The 18499-nt window shown below is 31.0% G+C and carries 19 protein-coding genes; 17 read left to right on the forward strand and 2 right to left on the reverse strand.

The window, feature by feature from the left end; all coding sequences use genetic code 11:
* Nucleotides 1-89 precede the first annotated feature (89 nt).
* The 16 genes from cetA (at nucleotide 90) to argS (ending at nucleotide 17010) form a co-directional block, all read left to right on the forward strand.
* Nucleotides 90-1469 (forward strand): bipartate energy taxis response protein CetA, encoded by a 1380-nt coding sequence (gene cetA, locus ELQ12_RS00650; protein ID WP_052857516.1) that lies wholly within the window; start codon nucleotides 90-92, stop codon nucleotides 1467-1469.
* 17 nt (nucleotides 1470-1486) lie between these two features.
* Nucleotides 1487-1984: a bipartate energy taxis response protein CetB gene (gene cetB / locus ELQ12_RS00655; protein WP_002861897.1), complete on the forward strand. Its 498-nt coding sequence runs from the start codon at nucleotides 1487-1489 to the stop codon at nucleotides 1982-1984.
* A gap of 87 nt (nucleotides 1985-2071) precedes the next feature.
* A complete protein-coding gene (mnmG, locus tag ELQ12_RS00660) occupies nucleotides 2072-3931 on the forward strand; it encodes a tRNA uridine-5-carboxymethylaminomethyl(34) synthesis enzyme MnmG (RefSeq protein ID WP_070242796.1) in 1860 nt (619 codons plus the stop codon).
* The gene (locus tag ELQ12_RS00665) at nucleotides 3932-5218 is read left to right on the forward strand and encodes an arsenic transporter (protein WP_070240415.1); all 1287 of its coding nucleotides are present in this window, start codon (nucleotides 3932-3934) and stop codon (nucleotides 5216-5218) included.
* 89 nt (nucleotides 5219-5307) lie between these two features.
* Entirely contained in the window at nucleotides 5308-5811 is a 504-nt protein-coding gene (petA, locus tag ELQ12_RS00670) for a ubiquinol-cytochrome c reductase iron-sulfur subunit (RefSeq protein WP_002852880.1), read from the forward strand.
* A gap of 1 nt (nucleotide 5812) precedes the next feature.
* Nucleotides 5813-7063 carry a cytochrome bc complex cytochrome b subunit gene (locus tag ELQ12_RS00675; protein WP_002852758.1) on the forward strand — a complete coding sequence of 417 codons (1251 nt, stop codon included), beginning with the start codon at nucleotides 5813-5815 and terminating at the stop codon, nucleotides 7061-7063.
* Nucleotides 7060-8184, forward strand: a complete 1125-nt coding sequence (locus ELQ12_RS00680) for a cytochrome c1 (RefSeq protein ID WP_052857518.1) — start codon at nucleotides 7060-7062, stop codon at nucleotides 8182-8184. The genes ELQ12_RS00675 and ELQ12_RS00680 overlap by 4 nt, the downstream gene beginning before the upstream one ends.
* Before the next feature lie 127 nt (nucleotides 8185-8311).
* Nucleotides 8312-9475, forward strand: a complete 1164-nt coding sequence (locus tag ELQ12_RS00685; RefSeq protein WP_002861892.1) for a cyclopropane-fatty-acyl-phospholipid synthase family protein — start codon at nucleotides 8312-8314, stop codon at nucleotides 9473-9475.
* Nucleotides 9476-9590: 115 nt separating this feature from the next.
* Complete coding sequence (rpsB, locus tag ELQ12_RS00690; RefSeq protein ID WP_134264495.1) at nucleotides 9591-10382, forward strand: 30S ribosomal protein S2; 792 nt, start codon at nucleotides 9591-9593, stop codon at nucleotides 10380-10382.
* Nucleotides 10382-11455: a translation elongation factor Ts gene (tsf, locus tag ELQ12_RS00695; protein WP_126264884.1), complete on the forward strand. Its 1074-nt coding sequence runs from the start codon at nucleotides 10382-10384 to the stop codon at nucleotides 11453-11455. Before rpsB ends, tsf begins: the two co-directional genes overlap by 1 nt.
* Before the next feature lie 12 nt (nucleotides 11456-11467).
* Nucleotides 11468-12103 carry an ABC transporter ATP-binding protein gene (locus ELQ12_RS00700; RefSeq protein WP_002881739.1) on the forward strand — a complete coding sequence of 212 codons (636 nt, stop codon included), beginning with the start codon at nucleotides 11468-11470 and terminating at the stop codon, nucleotides 12101-12103.
* Nucleotides 12090-12857, forward strand: coding sequence for a flagellar biosynthetic protein FliR (gene fliR, locus ELQ12_RS00705; protein ID WP_002855878.1), 768 nt, complete (start codon nucleotides 12090-12092; stop codon nucleotides 12855-12857). The genes ELQ12_RS00700 and fliR overlap by 14 nt, the downstream gene beginning before the upstream one ends.
* A gap of 56 nt (nucleotides 12858-12913) precedes the next feature.
* Complete coding sequence (locus ELQ12_RS00710) at nucleotides 12914-14545, forward strand: hypothetical protein (RefSeq protein ID WP_053872777.1); 1632 nt, start codon at nucleotides 12914-12916, stop codon at nucleotides 14543-14545.
* Between the two features lie 2 nt (nucleotides 14546-14547).
* Nucleotides 14548-15165 carry a guanylate kinase gene (gene gmk / locus ELQ12_RS00715; RefSeq protein WP_044780075.1) on the forward strand — a complete coding sequence of 206 codons (618 nt, stop codon included), beginning with the start codon at nucleotides 14548-14550 and terminating at the stop codon, nucleotides 15163-15165.
* A 1-nt stretch (nucleotide 15166) separates the two neighbouring features.
* Nucleotides 15167-15406, forward strand: a complete 240-nt coding sequence (locus tag ELQ12_RS00720) for a twin-arginine translocase TatA/TatE family subunit (RefSeq protein WP_002852866.1) — start codon at nucleotides 15167-15169, stop codon at nucleotides 15404-15406.
* An 11-nt stretch (nucleotides 15407-15417) separates the two neighbouring features.
* Complete coding sequence (argS, locus tag ELQ12_RS00725; RefSeq protein ID WP_044780074.1) at nucleotides 15418-17010, forward strand: arginine--tRNA ligase; 1593 nt, start codon at nucleotides 15418-15420, stop codon at nucleotides 17008-17010.
* Between the two features lie 17 nt (nucleotides 17011-17027).
* Here argS and ELQ12_RS00730 read toward each other — a convergent pair whose 3' ends face one another.
* Together ELQ12_RS00730 and ELQ12_RS00735 are read right to left on the reverse strand one after the other, a co-directional pair.
* Entirely contained in the window at nucleotides 17028-17336 is a 309-nt protein-coding gene (locus ELQ12_RS00730; protein ID WP_002870473.1) for a multidrug efflux SMR transporter, read from the reverse strand.
* Entirely contained in the window at nucleotides 17336-17677 is a 342-nt protein-coding gene (locus ELQ12_RS00735) for a multidrug efflux SMR transporter (RefSeq protein WP_002861885.1), read from the reverse strand. Before ELQ12_RS00735 ends, ELQ12_RS00730 begins: the two co-directional genes overlap by 1 nt.
* 105 nt (nucleotides 17678-17782) lie before the next feature.
* On the opposite strand from ELQ12_RS00735, the gene ELQ12_RS00740 reads away from it, so the two are divergent.
* A complete protein-coding gene (locus ELQ12_RS00740) occupies nucleotides 17783-18490 on the forward strand; it encodes a YebC/PmpR family DNA-binding transcriptional regulator (RefSeq protein ID WP_002780603.1) in 708 nt (235 codons plus the stop codon).
* Nucleotides 18491-18499 lie beyond the last annotated feature (9 nt).

Raw genomic sequence — 18499 nt, forward strand, 5'->3', positions numbered from 1 at the left:
AATCTTCGCCTAAAAATTAAAGTAATATATATTATTAAAGTATTACTTTAATTTATGACTTCAAAAATTTTTAATAAAGGGGTAAATTTATGGTGAAAAATGGATTATTATTAACTATTTTTCTAAGTATTATCGGTGTTTTAGGTGTCATTTTTATTCATATTTATGTTGGAGTGATAATTTTTATTTTAATCGCTGTTTTAATGATTTATTTGCTTAGACAACACAAAGATGAGCAAATAATGATAGATAAACTTTTGGTTCTTTGTAGAGAGTTAAAAGAAGGAAATTTTGACAATAGAATGATCTATGTAAAAACAAAAAGCAAAAAATTAGCAGAAATAGCAGATAATCTTAACAATACTATTGATGGACTAGAAGCTTATTTAAGGGAAATTAATACTTCTATTTCTTGTTCCCAAAAAGGCGAATTTTATCGTAAGGCTTTGCCTGAAGGTTTAAAAGGAATTTTTGCTCATAATATTGAATTTATAAATAAAGCTTTAGCAAACATAGAAGTGACAGCAAGATCCACTTTTAAAAATGCTTTATCAAGAACTTTAATGGATTTAAGCCTTGGAAATCAAAATAAAGATATGTCTCAAATTTCTAGCTCATTAAATCAAGATATTAGCATGATGAAAAATGTATATGATACAGTTGATGCCATTACTCATACAGCTACAGAAAATGGCTCAGAGGTCGATTCTTTGCAAAGTGCCATGGGTTCTTTAATGGATGTTGTAAATTCGAGCAAGGAAACAGTGCAAACTTTTGTGGCTAATTCCCAAAATATTACTTCAGTGGTTGAAGTAATACGCGATATAGCTGATCAAACCAATCTTCTAGCTTTAAATGCTGCTATTGAAGCTGCACGTGCAGGAGAACATGGTAGGGGCTTTGCGGTTGTGGCTGATGAAGTTAGAAAGTTAGCAGAAAGAACTCAAAGATCTACAAGTGAAATTTCCATTGCAATTCAGACTATGCAACAGGATTTTGTAAATATCCAAAGTGGCAGCGATCAAGTTTTTAACATTGTTAGTGAATCTGAAGAAAGAATTAATAAATTTTCTCAAGCTTTTAAACGTCTAGAAGAAAATAGTAGTGCTCTTGGTGTTAATTTTGGATCCTTTGCAAAGAGATTGATTTTGTCTGTGGTTAAAATCGATCATATTCTTTATAAATCAAATATATATTTAAATTTAAATGGGGCTCAAAATTTCAATCTTGAAAGTGTAGATCCAATTTCTAATCTTTGCCAAGATGAGAGAGCTCAAGGTGTTATTAATGAACTTAGTTCTGAAACTGAGTTAAATTTAGCTAAAGAATTTATAAAAGATAACGCTAAAAAAGCAATAGAAGAATCAAGTCAAGATTATATCGATCAAAAAGCTTATGATGCGATTGTAAATGATATTAAATCACTAGAGCAAAGAAGTGCTGAAATCTTAGCAAAATTAAAAATATAAATTAAGAGGGTGGGGAAATGTCAAGAGAAATTTTTTTACAAGAAGATAGTTTAATTACTTCTAAAACAGATTTAAAAGGTAAAATAGTTTATGCAAATGATGATTTTTTAAAATATGCAGGTTATACCATGGGTGAAGTTTTAAATAAACCTCATAACATAGTAAGACATGAAGAGATGCCAAAAACTGTTTTTAAATATTTATGGGATTATATGAGAGAGGGTAAGGAAATTTTTGCTTACGTAAAAAACAAAACTAAAGATAACAATTACTACTGGGTTTTTGCAAATGTAACTCCATCAATAGATATTAATAATAATATCATAGGCTATTATTCCGTTCGTCGTATGCCAAATAAAAGCGCTATTTCTACAATAGAAAGCCTTTATAGCGATCTTTTAAGAGTAGAACAGCAACAAGGTTTAAATAAGGGTGTTGAGATGCTTAAAAATTTCTGCAAAGATGCAGATAAAACTTATAATGAGTTAATTTTCTCTCTCCAAGAAGCTAAATAAATTTTTGTTAGGCTTAAAACGAGTTTGTTTTAAGTCTAAATATTATATAATCTTTCTTTTAAAAATTCACATTTTTCAAGGCAAAATATGTTTGATGTCATTGTTATAGGTGGTGGACATGCGGGTGTTGAAGCAAGTGCTGCTGCTGCTAGAATGGGTAAAAAAACCTTACTTTTAACTACATTGATTGAGCAAATAGGAGCAGCAAGTTGTAATCCAGCTATAGGTGGACTTGCAAAAGGGCATTTGGTAAAAGAACTTGATGCCATGGGTGGTCTTATGGGTGAAATCACCGATGAAGCGGGAATACAATTTCGCATTTTAAATGAAAGTAAGGGTGTAGCCGTTCAAGGAAGTAGGGCGCAAATTGATATGGATAAGTACCGTATCATTGCACGTAATAAACTTTTAAAACTTCCAAATTTAGAAATTTCTCAAGAACAAGCGAATGCTTTAATCGTAGAAAATGATGAAGTTAAAGGCGTAAAAACAAATTTAGAAAATACATATTTTGCTAAAAAAGTGATACTTACAACAGGGACTTTTTTAAATGGACTTATTCATATAGGCGAAAATAAACTTCAAGCAGGAAGGGTAGGGGAGCTTGCTTCAGTAAATTTAGGCAATTATCTACAAACTTTGGGTTTAAAAATGGGGCGTTTAAAAACAGGAACTTGCCCAAGAGTAGATGCAAAAAGTATTGATTTTAGCGCACTTGAAATCCAAGATGGCGATGTAAATCCTAAAGCTTTTAGTTTTCGTTCAAGAAATTTTAATCCTACTCAACTTCCTTGTTATATCGCACGCACTAATACAACTACACATGAGATTATTAAGAATAATTTTTATCGTGCCCCACTTTTTACAGGACAGATTGAAGGCGTGGGGCCAAGGTATTGTCCTTCTATAGAAGATAAGATCAATCGTTTTAGCGACAAAGAAAGTCATCATCTTTTTATAGAGCCTCAAACTATCGATGCAACGGAGTATTATATCAATGGTTTTTCTACTTCTTTGCCCTATGAAGTGCAAATTCAAATGCTGCGTTCTATAAAGGGTTTTGAAAATGCTAAAATAACCCGTTTTGGTTATGCTATAGAATATGACTATATAGAGCCAACTGAACTTAAGCATACTTTAGAACTTAAAAAGATTAAAAATCTTTATTGTGCAGGACAGATTAATGGAACTACAGGTTATGAAGAGGCTGCAGCACAAGGCTTTATGGCAGGAATCAATGCAAGTTTAAGCATAGATATGAAAGAGCCTTTGATTTTAAGGCGTGATGAAGCTTATATAGGAGTTTTAATTGATGATTTGGTAGTAAAAGGTACAAAAGAACCTTATAGAATGTTTACTTCAAGAGCGGAATTTAGACTGCTTTTAAGGGAAGAAAATGCTATACTTAGACTTGGAAAATATGGCTATGATTTAGGGCTTTTAAGTGAGCAAGATTTTACTTATATACAAAATATCGCAAACAATCTTCAAAAAGGACTTGAATTTTTACTTTCTAAAGAATTCACACCTAATAACCAAAATAATGCTTTTTTAGAGAGTTTAGGAGAAGATAAAATTTCTTCTATAGTCAATCTTCAAAAAATTGTCGCAAGAGCAAGTTTTGATATAGAAAAATTAAAAAAACTTGATCCTATGTTTGAAACTATGGATAATTATTCTTTAAGAGAGATTTTAAATGAGGCAAAGTATTATCATTACATTAGTATGCAAAAAGCTCAAGTAGAAAAAATGAAAAATCTTAGCGAGCTTAAAATTCCTGAAAATTTTGATTTTAAAAGTGTAAGCGGTTTGAGTAATGAAGTTGTAGAAAAGCTTAATCATCATAAACCTCCAACTATTTTTGCTGCAAGTCAAATCAGTGGAATCACTCCTGCGGCGTTGGATATTTTGCAAATTTATATCAAAATGCAAAAGAAAAAAGCTTAAATGCTTGCTTTTTTTATTTTTTTATCTACTTTAATTTTACTTTTTTGGCGTCCATGGAATTTACCTATTTGGGTATTTTCTAGCTTGGGAGCTTTTTTTGTTTTTATTTTTCAATTGGTAGATTTTACAGACGCTTATTTTGTTTTTTCTTTAGTTTGGGATAGTTCTTTAACTTTGGTTGGGTTGATTATTCTTTCTTTTAGCTTGGAAGCTTTGGGATTTTTTGATTTTATTGCGAGTAAAATTTTGCATTTTTCTAGAGAGAAAAATCAAGAAAAAATTTATATTAGCACAAAAAAATTGATGTTATTTTTGTTGATTTTTGTCTTTTTTCTTTCTGCATTTTTTGCTAACGATGGAGCGATTTTAATCATTACACCTATTATTATAGCTTTATTTTCAACTCTTAAAGATTGTAAAAATCATGTTTTTATTTTAAGTTCTTTTTTGCTTAGTCTTTCTTTTTTATGTGATGCAAGTTCAAACGCTTTGGTTATTTCAAATTTAACCAATATCATCACAGCAAATTATTTTAAGATAGAATTTTTAGAATTTGCTAAAAATATGTTTTTGCCAAATTTTTTTGTTTTGCTTTCTACTATAGTTATGGTTTTTATGCTTTATGGGAGAGTTTTGCCTAAAAGGCTTGAATTTAAATTAGTCAAAAAAGAGCAAATTTCATTGAAATTGTTTTTTCTTTGCATAGTATTTTTACTTCTTTTTGTGATCAGTTTTTTTATAGGTGAAATTTTTGATATTAAAATAAGTTTTTTTGCTTTGCTTTGGGCGGGAATTTTTTGGCTTATTGTTTTAAAAATTCAAGGTAAAAAAAGTGTTAAAATTCTTTTTGAAGCACCTTATGGAGTTTTGCTTTTTAGTTTTGGGCTTTATATGGTGGTTTTTGCTTTACATAAAATAGGCGTGAGTGAAATTTTGGTTAAAAGCTATGCTTTTTTGATGCAAGATAAGAGTGGAATTTTTGGTATGGCTTTGATTTCAGCTTTTGGATCTTCTGTGTTTAATAATTTGCCTATGGTTTTAATCGGCGATTTGGCATTAAAAGAATATTTTGAGAATTTTTCTTTTGATTCCTTGATGATTTATGCGCATCTTTTGGGGGTAAACATAGGCCCAAAACTTACGCCAATAGGTTCTTTGGCAACTTTGCTTTGGCTTGGAGTTTTGGCTAGAAAAGGCATTAATATTTCTTTTTGGCAATATTCTAAATTTGGCTTTTTGATAACTTTACCTGTGCTTGTTTTTTCTCTTTTTGCTCTTATTGTCTAAATATCAAAATTTGTTAAACAAAGAAAAAATTTATTTTAATTTCGATAAACTTTTAACTTGGTTAAAAAATAAAATCGAAAGGACAAGTTATGGCTACATCTGAAAGTAGACGAAGCTTTATGGGCTTTGCATTTGGAAGCGTAGCTGCTGTAGGCGGTGTTTTCTCGCTTGTTGCGATGAAAAAAACTTGGGATCCACTTCCAAGTGTCAAAGCTGCAGGTTTTACTACAGTAGATTTATCAGGAATGCAAGATGGAGAGCTTAGAACTATAGAATGGCGTAAAAAGCCTATTTTTATATTAAAAAAAGATGCGAGTATGCCAAAAGATGAAAAACGTGATGTTGTGGTAGATAACGCAGCTTATACTGTGGTTATAGGACTTTGTACGCATTTGGGTTGTATACCTGCTTACCAACCAAGCGAGCAATTGTTTAAATGTGCCTGTCATGGTGGAGAATTTGATACAAGTGGAAAAAATGTCTTTGGACCTCCTCCAAAGCCTCTTGAAATTCCTCCTTTTAAGATCGATGGAACCAAACTTGTTTTAGGCGAAGAGGGTCCTGAATATAAAAAAATGATAGCGGAGGCTTAAGATGGCACAAATTAGAAAAGCTAATGGTCTTGTAGATTGGCTTGATCAAAGACTTGCAGTACATAAACTACTTGATGTTTTAATGGTAAAGTATTGGATACCAAAGCAAATTAACTTTCTTTGGGCAATGGGGGTTATTTTAACCACTCTTTTTGCAGTGCTTTTTGTTACAGGACTTTTACTTGTAATGTATTATAAACCAGATACTGCACTTGCTTTTGATAGTGTGAATAAGACTATTATGCAAGAGGTGGATTATGGATGGCTTTGGCGTCACATGCATGGTGTTGCCGCTTCTGTTGTATTTTTGATTATATACATACATATGTTAACAGGAATTTATTACGGTTCTTATAAGAAAGGTCGTGAGATGATTTGGGTTAGCGGTATGCTTTTGTTTGTTGTATTTTCTGCTGAAGCTTTTAGTGGGTATATGCTTCCTTGGGGACAAATGAGTTATTGGGCAGCTCAAGTAATCACTAATCTTTTTGGAGGGATACCATTTATTGGCCCTGAGCTTGTGATTTGGATTCGTGGAGATTATGCGGTTTCTGATCCAACTTTAACAAGATTTTTTATGCTTCATGTGTGCTTGCTTCCTATAGTTATCATTGCTATTATAGCATTTCACTTCTATTCTTTAAGAATTCCTCATGTTAATAATGAAATTTCTGAAGAACTTGACTTTGACTTAGAGGCTGAAAAGTACATGGCAGGTGACACAAAGGGTTCTAAAGTGATTCCTTTTTGGCCAGGATTTTTATCAAAAGATTTTATGTATATAAGCTTTTTTATGATTTTCTTCTTTTATTTGGTCTGTTTTAAATTTGAATTTGCAATGGATCCAATTAATTTTGATCCGGCTAATGCGCTTAAAACACCAGCTCATATTTATCCTGAGTGGTATTTCTTATGGAGTTATGAAGTTTTAAGAGGATTTTTCTTTGATATTGCAGGTATTAAAGCTTTTGATATAGGTTTGGCTGCATTTGGTATTGCTCAAGTGATTTTCTTCTTGCTTCCTTGGCTTGATAGAAGTGATGTTGTAAAACCGGCTCATGAAAGACCTTTATTTTTCATTTGGTTTTGGATATTGCTTATCGATTTAATTGTTTTAACAGTTTATGGAAAATTACCTCCAACAGGTGTAAATGCTTGGGTAGGATTTTATGCTTCTATAGTATTTTTACTTTTACTTATTGTAGTTTTACCGGTTATTACTATTATGGAGAGAAAAGGAGCTAAACAATGAGAGAAATAAAAATATTTTTAGTTGTGGTAGTTTTTACTGCGCTTGTATATTGGGGGGTAGAGCCTTATGCTCATTCAGTGATGAAACCTCATGTTGCTCCTGCAAATTTTGATTTTGCTGTTGAAGATACTACTTTTGCAAAAGGTATAGTTGAAGCTAAAGAATTAGCTCTAAAAGATGCACAAGCTTCAGGAGATGCTAAAAGAATAGAGAGTGCAAACAAAGAACTTGAAAAAGCAAAAGAAGAATTAAGCAAAGTTGAAACACTTTGGGCAGATGTTGCAAAGATCGATTTTGCTAAGGGTGATGCAAAAAAAGGTAAAGAATTTTTTGAAAATAACTGTTTTGCATGTCATGGTGTAAAAGAAGATGGAATAACAGCTAATATTACTGATTCTTCTATGGGAGTAATACCACCTGATCTTAGTGCAGCTGGTGCTATTTTTGATGAAAAATTTTTAGCTGCTTTGATTATGCATCCTGCGCTTGCTTTAAAAGTAGATCATAAATTTGGTGATGCTTTTATTATGACAGCTTACAATAAAGATACTTCAGGAGAAAGTGAAGAAGCTACAAATGCAAATATAGCCAATGTAATTGCTTATCTTAAAGATGTGAGTGTTAAATTTGAAGCCAATGAAGATGCTACTATTAAGAAAGATGTTGAAGCAAAATATGCTAAAATGGAAAATAGTGCTCAAAAAGCGGCTTTAATGGAAAAAGATATAAAATTTGCTAAAGATAAAGCAACTTTTATTGAGGCTTGCGGACGTTGTCATGATATGAAATACGATAGCTTTTTTACTCCATCAAATCAAAATGATTTAAAAACTTATTTAGGTTCTGTTCCGCCTGATCTTTCTATGATGATAAGATCTCGTGGTGAGCAATATTTACATGATTTTATTAATAACACTCAAAAACTTCTTCCAGGAACCGCTATGCCAAGAGTAGGTTTAACAGAAGCTGCACAGGCTAAGGTTGTATCTTATATTGATCAAGTGGGTGATAGCAAAAAAGAAGAAAGAAAAACTACAGGAATTTATGTAATGATATTCTTTGTAATTTTAAGTATTTTTGCTATAGGTTGGAAGCGTTCTGTTTGGTCTAAATTACATTAATATTACATTTTTTGCCATTATTTAATGATAATGGCAAAAATCTTATTTTTTCTTCATTTTTATTAATTTTTAATATTTAAAGAGAGATACTTCAAAATATAATTATTTTAGAATTTAGGAGTATTTTATGTTAGAAAAAACTTTAATCAAATCTATTTTAAAAAAATGGGATTATGGGGATTTTAGAGTTGTTTTTTGGGATAAAGAAGAATTTTTTATCGGAAACAAACCTGCTAAATTTTCTTTAATTTTTAAAGAAAAAATTCCTTTTTTGGAGTTATTTGGTGATACAAGTTTGGTTTTTGCAAGACATTATATGCAGGCAAAACTTGACATAGAGGGCGATTATGATGAAATGGCTAGGGTATTATATTATTTTTCTAATCAGCAATTTTTTAAAACCAAAAAAGATGTATTGAGTAAAATAACTCAAAAGCAAGAAAGTAAAAATATCAAAAGTCATTATGATATAGGTAATGATTTTTATAAGCTTTGGCTTGATGATACTATGAGCTATTCTTGCGCTTATTTTAAAGAGCCTAATAATACTCTTTATGAAGCTCAAATTAACAAAATAGAACATACCCTTAAAAAACTTGATTTAAAAGAAGGAGAAAAGCTTTTAGATATAGGTTGTGGCTGGGGTTGGCTTTCTATTATGGCGGCTCAAAAGTATGGAGTTAAGGTTGTTGGAATTACTATTTCAGAGGAGCAGTGTAAAAAAGCTAAGGAAAGAGTAAAAGAACTTGGTCTTGAAGATAAAATAGAAATAAGACTTCAAAATTATCAAGATTTAGAATTTGAAAATTATTTTGATAAAGTTGTTTCTGTGGGTATGTTTGAACATGTAGGTAAAGAGAATTTAGGACTTTATTTTATGAAAGTAAAACAAGTGTTAAAACCTGGAGGTTCTATGCTTTTACATTCTATTTTAGCCATGTTTGAAGGAAAAACAAATGCTTGGATAGATAAATATATTTTTCCAGGAGGATATTTACCTTCTTTAAGAGAGGTTGTAAGTGCTATGAGCGAGTGGGATTTTCATCTTCTTTTAGCAGAAAGTTTAAGAATGCACTATGCAAAAACTTTAGATTTATGGGATGAAAATTTTAACAAAGTATTAGACAAGGTAAGGGAAAAATATGATGAAGAATTTATAAGAATGTGGGATTTGTACCTTCGTTCTTGTGCCTCTGCTTTTCGTGTTGGAAGCGTGGATTTGTTTCAATTTTTAATCACAAAAGAAATCAATAATAATCTAAGTCTTACCAAGGACTATATATATAAGTAAAAACTAAACTTAAATTTGATAAAATCTTAGCTTCATTTCACACACATCAATCCTTTTTAGCTTGTGTAAATTAAGGGATGTGGAGGAATAAAGCTAAATTTATAAGGAGAAACTCATGGTTAGTATGAGAGATTTATTAGAATGCGGTGTGCATTTTGGACACCAAACAAGACGCTGGAATCCAAAGATGAAAAAATTCATTTTTGGCGAGAGAAAAGGTATTTATGTAATTGATTTACAAAAAACTTTAAGATATTTTAGATATACCTATAATATCGTTCGTGACGCTGCTGCTGAAGGAAAAACTATACTTTTTGTTGGGACAAAAAAACAAGCAGGTGGAGCGATTAAAGAATACGCTGAAAAATGCGGTATGCCTTATGTAAATCATAGATGGCTTGGCGGTATGATGACAAATTTTGGTACCATTCGCCAATCAATTAGAAAATTAGAAGTAATTGAAAAAATGGAAGAAGATGGAAGTATTAAACTTTTAACTAAAAAAGAAGCTTTAATGCTTACAAGAAAAAAAGAAAAATTATTAGCTTATTTAGGTGGAATTCGTTATATGAAAACTCAACCTGATATGATTTTTGTTATTGACACAGTAAAAGAAAAAATTGCTGTTCAAGAAGCAAATAGATTAAGAATTCCTGTTGTAGCTCCACTAGATACAAACTGCGATCCTGACTTGGTAACTTATCCTATTCCAGGAAATGATGATGCAATCCGTTCAGTGCAACTTTTCTGCCAAGAAATGGCTGAAGCGATTAATGAAGGAAAAGCTTTAAGAGAACAAGATAGTGAAGCTTTAGCAAATGAAGAAAAAGAAATCACCGATGAAGAGAAAAAAGAAGTTTTAGATGAAGCGATGAGCGAAGAAGACTTCGGTGAGGAGCAAGAATAATGGCTGAAATTACTGCTGCAATGGTAAAAGAACTCCGCGAAAGTACAGGCGCGGGGATGATGGATTGTAAAAATGCTTTGAGTGAAACTAATGGAGATTTTGATAAAGCAGTACAACTTTTAAGAGAAAAAGGTTTAGGTAAGGCTGCTAAAAAAGCAGATAGACTTGCTGCAGAAGGTTTAGTAAGTGTAAAAGTAAGTGATGATTTTACAAGTGCAACTGTAAGTGAGATTAATTCCGAAACAGATTTTGTGGCAAAAAATGATCAGTTTATCGCTTTAACAAAAGATACCACAGCCCATATTCAAAGTAATAGCTTACAAAGTGTGGAAGAACTTCATTCAAGCATAATCAACGGCGTAAAATTTGAAGAATATTTAAAAAGTCAAATTGCAACTATAGGAGAAAACTTAGTTGTAAGAAGATTTGCAACTTTAAAAGCAGGTGCTAACGGCGTTGTAAATGGTTATATCCATACAAATGGCCGTGTTGGTGTTGTGATCGCTGCAGCTTGTGATAGTGCTGAAGTGGCTTCAAAATCAAGAGATTTGTTAAGACAAATTTGTATGCATATTGCAGCAATGAGACCAAGTTATTTAAGTTATGAAGATTTGGATATGACTTTTGTTGAAAATGAATACAAAGCTTTGGTTGCTGAACTTGAAAAAGAAAATGAAGAAAGACGCAGACTTAAAGATCCAAATAAACCTGAACATAAAATTCCTCAATTTGCAAGTCGCAAACAATTAAGCGATGCAATTTTAAAAGAAGCTGAAGAAAAAATCAAAGAAGAGCTTAAAGCTCAAGGTAAACCTGAAAAAATTTGGGACAATATTATCCCAGGTAAAATAAATAGCTTTATAGCAGATAATTCTCAACTTGATAGCAAACTTACTTTAATGGGTCAGTTTTATGTAATGGATGATAAAAAAACCGTAGAACAAGTAATTGCCGAAAAAGAAAAAGAATTTGGCGGAAAAATTAAAATTGTCGAATTTATTTGCTTTGAAGTTGGCGAAGGTTTAGAAAAGAAAACTGAAGATTTTGCGGCTGAAGTTGCTGCACAACTTTAAAAACGGTTAATAATGGAACTCTTAAGAGCGGAAAATTTAAGCCATAGTTTTGATTATCCGCTTTTTGAGGGTTTAAATCTTACTTTAAACACTAAAGATTGCATTGCTATTCAAGGGAGTAGCGGTTGTGGCAAATCTACTCTTTTACATATACTTTCTTCCTTATTAATTCCAAAAAAAGGTGAAGTTTTTTTTAAAGGTTCTAGTCTTTATCAGATAGATGAAAACGAAAGATTAAAAATTCGCCGTTATGATTTTGGTATTATTTTTCAGACACATTATCTTTTTAAAGGTTTTTCAGCTTTAGAAAATATCGAACTTGCTAGTGTTTTATCGGGTCAAAATTTAGATGAGAAAATTTTAAAAAGATTAGGTATTGATACGCTTTTACATCAAAAAATAGGAAAGCTTAGCGGCGGACAACAACAGCGTGTGAGTATCGCACGTGTGCTTTGTAAAAAACCAAAGATTATTTTTGCTGATGAAGCAACTGGAAATTTGGATTTTGATAATGCTAAAAATGTTATCGAGCTTTTAATATCCTATGTTAAAGAAAATGATGCAGCTTTATTTTTTGTAACTCACGATAGCAAGCTTGCAAGTTTTTGTGATAAAACTTATACTATAAACGCCAATGGAATTTGTTAATTATTTAGGTGATAAAAATGTTGTAACTTTTATGTTGCTTCTTGCTAGAATGAGTGGTCTTATAGTTTTTTTTCCTTTTTTTTCACATAATTCTATTCCTATGGTGATAAAAAGTACTATAGTTTTATTTTTGACTATGTATTTATATCCTTTGGCTAGATTAGAATCTTTGCATTTAGATAGTTTTTTTGTTTTGCAGCTTATTAGTGAAGTGATTTTTGGAATGATAGCAGGATTAATGCTTCAAATTATTTTTGCTATTATTATGATGGCAGGTGAGCAGATTGCTTTTACTATGGGATTTACTATGGCAAGTATATTAGATCCAAGTTCTGGAACGAGTATGCCTATCACATCTCAAATTTTAAATTTGCTTGCTTTGATGTTTTTTCTTGCTTTTGATGGCCATCATTTAATGCTTTTGTTTTTAAGTCATTCTTTGGGTTATATTAGTTTAGGTGGATTTTATCCGCATGAGAATTTAATGCATTATCTAAATATGGGTATGTTTAATATTTTCATCATAGGTTTTACTATGAGCTTTCCTATACTTGGAATTTCACTTTTAGCTGATGTTATTTTTGGACTTTTGATGAAGACAATGCCACAATTTAATCTTTTAGTTATTGGCTATCCTATAAAGATAGCTTTAGGTTTTGTAGTTTTGATCGCTATTTTATTAGTTATGATGCAATATTTTAAAAATTTAATTTTAGAACTTTTCACTCATATGCAAACTCTTTTTTTCTCCTAAGGAAAGGATAAATGAAATTATCGTAAAATAGCGATTATTTTTTAAGGATTAAAGTGATGAAAATTTTACTTTTAAATGAAAACCCTGTAGTTTCAAGACTTGTAAGCCTTAGTGCTAAAAAAATGTCTTATGATTTTGAAGAACTTAATGCTTATAGTGAAAATTTGGGTAATTATGATGTGATTGTTGTAGATAGCGATACTCCAGCACCTTTAAAAATTCTTAAAGAAAAATGTGATAGATTGATTTTTTTAGCTCCGCGAAACCAAAATGTAGAAGATATAGATGCGCAAATTTTACAAAAACCTTTTTTACCTACAGATTTTTTAAATTTACTTAATAATAAAGATGTAAACAAACATGCACCTATTGATTTGCCAATGTTAAGCAATGATGAAAATCCTTATGCTGATATAAGCTTGGATTTAGATAATTTAAATTTAGATGATTTGCCTGATGAAAATTCTTTAGATATAAATTCAGATGGAATGGAAGATTTGAGTTTTGATGATGATGTTCAAGATGATAATGCAAACAAAACTTTAGAAACTCAAAATTTAGAAGATGAAAATTTAGAACAAGAAGCAATTAAAGAACAGACTCAAGAAGACATTCAAACTGATTTAGATTTAACTTTAGAAGATGGCGAAAGCGAAAAAGAAGACTTAAGCCAAGAACATACAGCTTTGGATACTGAGCCTAGTTTAGATGATAAAAATGATGAAGATTTAGAAATCAAAGAAGATGATAAAAATGAAGAAATAGAAAAGCAAGAATTATTAAACGATTCTAAAACAAATACATTAGAAATGCAAGAAGAGCTTAACGCTCAAAATGATAATGCAAACAAAGCTTTAGAAACTCAAAATTTAGAAGATGAAAATTTAGAACAAGAAACAACTAAAGAACAGACTCAAGAAGACATTCAAACTGATTTAGATTTAACTTTAGAAGATGGCGAAAGCGAAAAAGAAGACTTAAGCCAAGAACATACAGCTTTGGATTCTGAGCCTAGTATAGATGAACTAGATGATAAAAATGATGAAGATTTAGAAGATAACAAAGAATTGCAAGCTAATATAAGCGACTTTGATGATCTTCCTATGGTCGAAGAGCAAGAAAAAGAAATGGATTTTGATGATATTCCTGAGGATGCTGAATTTTTAGGTCAAGCAAAAGATAATGAAGAATCAGAGGAAAATTTAGAGGAGTTTGCTCCCGTTGTGGAAGAAGATGTTCAAGATGAAATGGATGATTTTATTTCAAATTTGAGCACTCAAGATCAAATCAAAGAAGAACTAGCTCAACTTGATGAGCTTGATTATGGTATTGATAGTGATAATAGTAGCAAGATTTTAGAAGATTTTAAAGATGAGCCAATTTTAGACGATAAAGAATTAGGAACAAATGAAGAGGAAGTGGTTGTGCCAAATTTAAATATAAGTGATTTTGATGCATTGAAAGAAAGTGATATACAAGAAGCTCTTGGAGAGGAAATTGTAGAAAAAAATGAAGAGCCTATAGTAAGTAATGTAACTAAAGATGATAATAGCGAAGAGATAGTTAATGAGCTTAGCCAAAGTATAGTAGGAGCGATCACTTCAAGTATTAAAGATGATACCTTAAAAGCTGCTCTTAAGGGTATGAATATGAATATAAATATAAACATTAGTTTTAAAGAGGATTAAAATTGCAAGGTTTTATTTTGTTGATTTCAGGTCCTAGTGGAGCTGGAAAATCAACTCTTTTAAAAAAACTTTTTGATGAATTTGAAGATGAGCTTTATTTTTCTATTTCTTCAACAACTCGCAAACCAAGAGAGGGTGAAAAAAATGGAATACATTATCATTTTATATCCCATGAAGAATTTCAAAAAGGTATAGATGGTGATCATTTTTTAGAATGGGCTAAGGTGCATGAAAATTTTTATGGCACTTCTTTAAAGCACACTCAAGATGCTTTAGATAATGGAAAAATAGTTGTTTTTGATATTGATGTGCAAGGATTTAAAATAGCCAGACAAAAAATGGCTGATAAGATTGTTTCTGTTTTTATTACTACAAAAAATAAAGATGAGTTAAAAAAAAGACTTATTAAGCGAAATACTGATACAATAATACAACTAGAAAAAAGATTACAAAACGCTAGTGATGAAATGAAAGAGCTTAGTGAGTATGATTATCTTATCATTAACGATGAGTTAAGGCAAAGTTATGAAGCATTGCGAGCGATTTTAATCGCCCATAAATTTAGAACCAAAGGGCAGAATCTAGGACAAATTCAAAATATTTGGAATGAAGGAGAATAAAATGGGTGGTTGGTCAAGTCCAAGTCATTGGTTGATTATTTTATTGATTGTTGTATTGCTTTTTGGAGCAAAAAAAATTCCAGAACTTGCAAAGGGTTTAGGCAAAGGTATTAAAACTTTTAAAGATGAAATGAATAATGATGATGAAGTAGCAAAAAATACTCAAAAAATAGAAGAAAACAAAAACACAACTAATAATACAAATGCTGATGCAAGTATAGACGAAACAAAAAAAGCTTAAGGTTTAGTCTTTTGAAAAGTATTATTTTTAATGAAATTAAAAAGATTTTAGAGTGTGATTTTACACTTGAAAATCCAAAGGATAAAAATTTAGCACATTTTGCTACCCCTTTGGCTTTTTCACTGGCTAAGGAATTAAAAAAATCTCCTATGTTGATTGCTAGCGACTTAGCGAGCAAATTTCAAAATCATGATTGCTTTGAATCGGTTGAAGCTGTAAATGGGTATTTAAATTTTAGAATTTCCAAAACTTTTTTAAATGAACTTGCAAATCAAGCTTTAGCAAATCCAAATGATTTTACTAAAGGAGAAAAAAAACAAGAAAGTTTTTTGCTTGAATATGTGAGTGCAAATCCTACCGGACCTTTACACATAGGACATGCAAGAGGCGCTGTTTTTGGAGACACCTTAACAAGACTTGCGAGGCATTTGGGCTATAAATTTGATACAGAATACTATGTCAATGATGCGGGTAATCAAATTTATTTACTAGGGCTTTCTATTTTACTAAGTGTGAAAGAAAATATACTTCATGAAAATGTTGAATATCCAGAGCAATATTACAAAGGCGAGTATATAGCAGATTTGGCAAAAGAAGCTTTTGAAAAATTTGGTAAAGAATTTTTTAGTGAAGAAAATATCCCTAGTTTAGCTGATTGGGCAAAAGATAAAATGCTTGTTTTGATTAAACAAAATTTAGAACAAGCAAAGATTAAAATTGACAGCTATGTAAGCGAGAGATCGTATTATGACGCTTTAAATGCAACTTTAGAATCTTTAAAAAAACATAAAGGAATTTACGAGCAAGAAGGTAAAATTTGGCTTGCTTCTTCGCAAAAAGGCGATGAAAAAGATAGGGTAATTATCCGTGAAGATGGACGCGGGACTTATTTGGCAGCAGATATTGTTTATCATAAGGATAAAATGAGTCGTGGTTATGGCAAGTGTATTAATATCTGGGGAGCAGATCATCATGGTTATATCCCTAGAATGAAAGCTGCGATGGAGTTTTTGGGATTTGACTCTAATAATCTTGAGATTATTTTAGCACAAATGGTTTCCTTGCTTAAAGATGGAGAGCCTTATAAAATGAGTAAAAGAGCAGGAAATTTTATCTTGATGAGCGATGTAGTTGATGAAATAGGAAGTGATGCTTTGCGTTATATCTTTTTGAGTAAAAAGTGCGATACTCATTTGGAATTTGATATTAGTGATTTGCAAAAAGAAGATAGTTCTAATCCTGTGTATTATATCAACTACGCACACGCTAGAATTCATCAAGTGTTTGCTAAAGCTGGTAAAAAAATCGATGATGTAATGGGAGCTGATTTACAAAGTTTAAATCAAGATGGTGTAAATTTACTTTTTGAAGCTTTGAATTTAAAAGCTATTTTAAATGATGCTTTTGAGGCTAGAGCTTTGCAAAAAATTCCTGATTATCTTAAAAATTTAGCTGCAAATTTTCATAAATTCTACAATGAAAATAAAGTTATAGGCTCTGCAAATGAAAATGATTTACTTAAATTATTTTCTTTGGTTGCTCTTAGTATTAAAACCGCATTTTCTTTAATGGGTATTGAAGCGAAAAACAAAATGGAACATTAAAACAGCATTTTGCTGTTTTAATAATTTAGCAAAAATACTGCTATTATTACGATAATGATGCCTAAAATTCCTATTTTGTTTAATTTTTCTTTATATAAAATCCATCCACCAAGACAAGTTCCTATGATGCCTATAGCACCCCAAGTTGAGTAAGCTATGCTTAAAGGAACGTATTTTAAAGAAAAAGAAAGTAGAAAAAAAGCAAGTATAGCATTGACAATCGCAGCCAAGCCCCAAATTTTATGCTTAAAACCATCTGATTTTTTTAGCAATAAATTTGCTATGATATCTAACAATGCTGATAAAACAATGATAAAAATATACATTATTCTTTAACCTCGCCTATATTAATCATGATAATTCCAACGATAGAAAGAACAATGCCTAGAATTTGAGTTAAGGTTAAACTCTCTTTAAAAACTATAAAAGAAACTAAAAGTATAAGAATAATCCCTAAAAGTTCCCATACAGCATAGGCTATGCCTACTTGAATTTTTTTAATCGCTTTGCCCATAAAAAAATAAGAAAAAGCTATAAATAAAGCCATAAATATATAGCCTAAAATTTGATTTTCCATTTTTAAAAAACTAGTACCTAAAACTTCAAATACAATAGCAACAATCAAGAAAAACCAAGCAACAAAAAGTTCTTTTTTTGCGATATTCAAAAACTTCTCCTAAAATAAATGGTAAAATCATACCATTTAAAGCTTTAATTAGCCTTTTTAGTTTATACTTTTAAGTTTGAAAATCTTTAAAGAAAGTGAGAATTTATGGGACGAGCATTTGAATACCGAAGAGCTTCTAAAGAGGCTAGATGGGATAAAATGAGCAAGCTTTTTCCTAAGCTTGCTAAAGCCATACAAGTAGCTGCTAAAGAAGGTGGCACTGATCCTGATATGAATCCAAAATTAAGAAGTGCTATAGCTACAGCAAAAGCAAATAATATGCCAAAAGATAATATAGATGCGGCTATTAAGCGTGCGAGTGGAAAAGATAGCGCAGATATTAAAAACATTCATTATGAAGGAAAAGCTGCACATGGAGCTTTGGTTATAGTTGAATGTATGAGTGATAACCCTACACGCACCGTGGCCAATGTAAAAGCTATTTTTAGCAAGAATGGTGGAGAAGTTTTACAAAATGGATCTTTAGGCTTTATGTTTACAAGAAAAGCGGTTTTTCATCTTGAAAAATTTGCAGGAGATTTAGAAGAATTAGAACTTGATTTGATCGATGCAGGGCTTGAAGAATTAGAACAAAATGAAGAAGAGTTGGTAATTAGCGGTGATTATACTGCTTTTGGTGAGCTAAGCTCTGCTATAGAAGCTAAGGGTTTAGTTCTTAAAAAAGCAGGACTTGAGTATATACCAAACAATCCTGTAAGCTTTAGTGAAGAACAGCTTAGTGATATAGAAAAGCTTTTAGATAAGTTAGAAGATGATGATGATGTTCAAGCTGTTTATACAAATATAGATTAAGGAGAAAAT

The sequence above is a fragment of the Campylobacter sp. US25a genome (genome assembly GCF_004379075.1).
GTDB lineage: Bacteria > Campylobacterota > Campylobacteria > Campylobacterales > Campylobacteraceae > Campylobacter_D > Campylobacter_D jejuni.

Excerpts from the sequence above, each read along its gene's own strand:
- cetA (WP_052857516.1), top strand. The coding sequence starts at position 90 with ATGGTGAAAAATGGATTATTATTAACTATTTTTCTAAGTATTATCGGT.
- cetB (WP_002861897.1), top strand. The coding sequence starts at position 1,487 with ATGTCAAGAGAAATTTTTTTACAAGAAGATAGTTTAATTACTTCTAAA.
- mnmG (WP_070242796.1), top strand. The coding sequence starts at position 2,072 with ATGTTTGATGTCATTGTTATAGGTGGTGGACATGCGGGTGTTGAAGCA.
- ELQ12_RS00665 (WP_070240415.1), top strand. The coding sequence starts at position 3,932 with ATGCTTGCTTTTTTTATTTTTTTATCTACTTTAATTTTACTTTTTTGG.
- petA (WP_002852880.1), top strand. The coding sequence starts at position 5,308 with ATGGCTACATCTGAAAGTAGACGAAGCTTTATGGGCTTTGCATTTGGA.
- ELQ12_RS00675 (WP_002852758.1), top strand. The coding sequence starts at position 5,813 with ATGGCACAAATTAGAAAAGCTAATGGTCTTGTAGATTGGCTTGATCAA.
- ELQ12_RS00680 (WP_052857518.1), top strand. The coding sequence starts at position 7,060 with ATGAGAGAAATAAAAATATTTTTAGTTGTGGTAGTTTTTACTGCGCTT.
- ELQ12_RS00685 (WP_002861892.1), top strand. The coding sequence starts at position 8,312 with ATGTTAGAAAAAACTTTAATCAAATCTATTTTAAAAAAATGGGATTAT.
- rpsB (WP_134264495.1), top strand. The coding sequence starts at position 9,591 with ATGGTTAGTATGAGAGATTTATTAGAATGCGGTGTGCATTTTGGACAC.
- tsf (WP_126264884.1), top strand. The coding sequence starts at position 10,382 with ATGGCTGAAATTACTGCTGCAATGGTAAAAGAACTCCGCGAAAGTACA.
- ELQ12_RS00700 (WP_002881739.1), top strand. The coding sequence starts at position 11,468 with ATGGAACTCTTAAGAGCGGAAAATTTAAGCCATAGTTTTGATTATCCG.
- fliR (WP_002855878.1), top strand. The coding sequence starts at position 12,090 with ATGGAATTTGTTAATTATTTAGGTGATAAAAATGTTGTAACTTTTATG.
- ELQ12_RS00710 (WP_053872777.1), top strand. The coding sequence starts at position 12,914 with ATGAAAATTTTACTTTTAAATGAAAACCCTGTAGTTTCAAGACTTGTA.
- ELQ12_RS00720 (WP_002852866.1), top strand. The coding sequence starts at position 15,167 with ATGGGTGGTTGGTCAAGTCCAAGTCATTGGTTGATTATTTTATTGATT.
- ELQ12_RS00730 (WP_002870473.1), bottom strand. The coding sequence starts at position 17,336 with ATGTATATTTTTATCATTGTTTTATCAGCATTGTTAGATATCATAGCA.
- ELQ12_RS00740 (WP_002780603.1), top strand. The coding sequence starts at position 17,783 with ATGGGACGAGCATTTGAATACCGAAGAGCTTCTAAAGAGGCTAGATGG.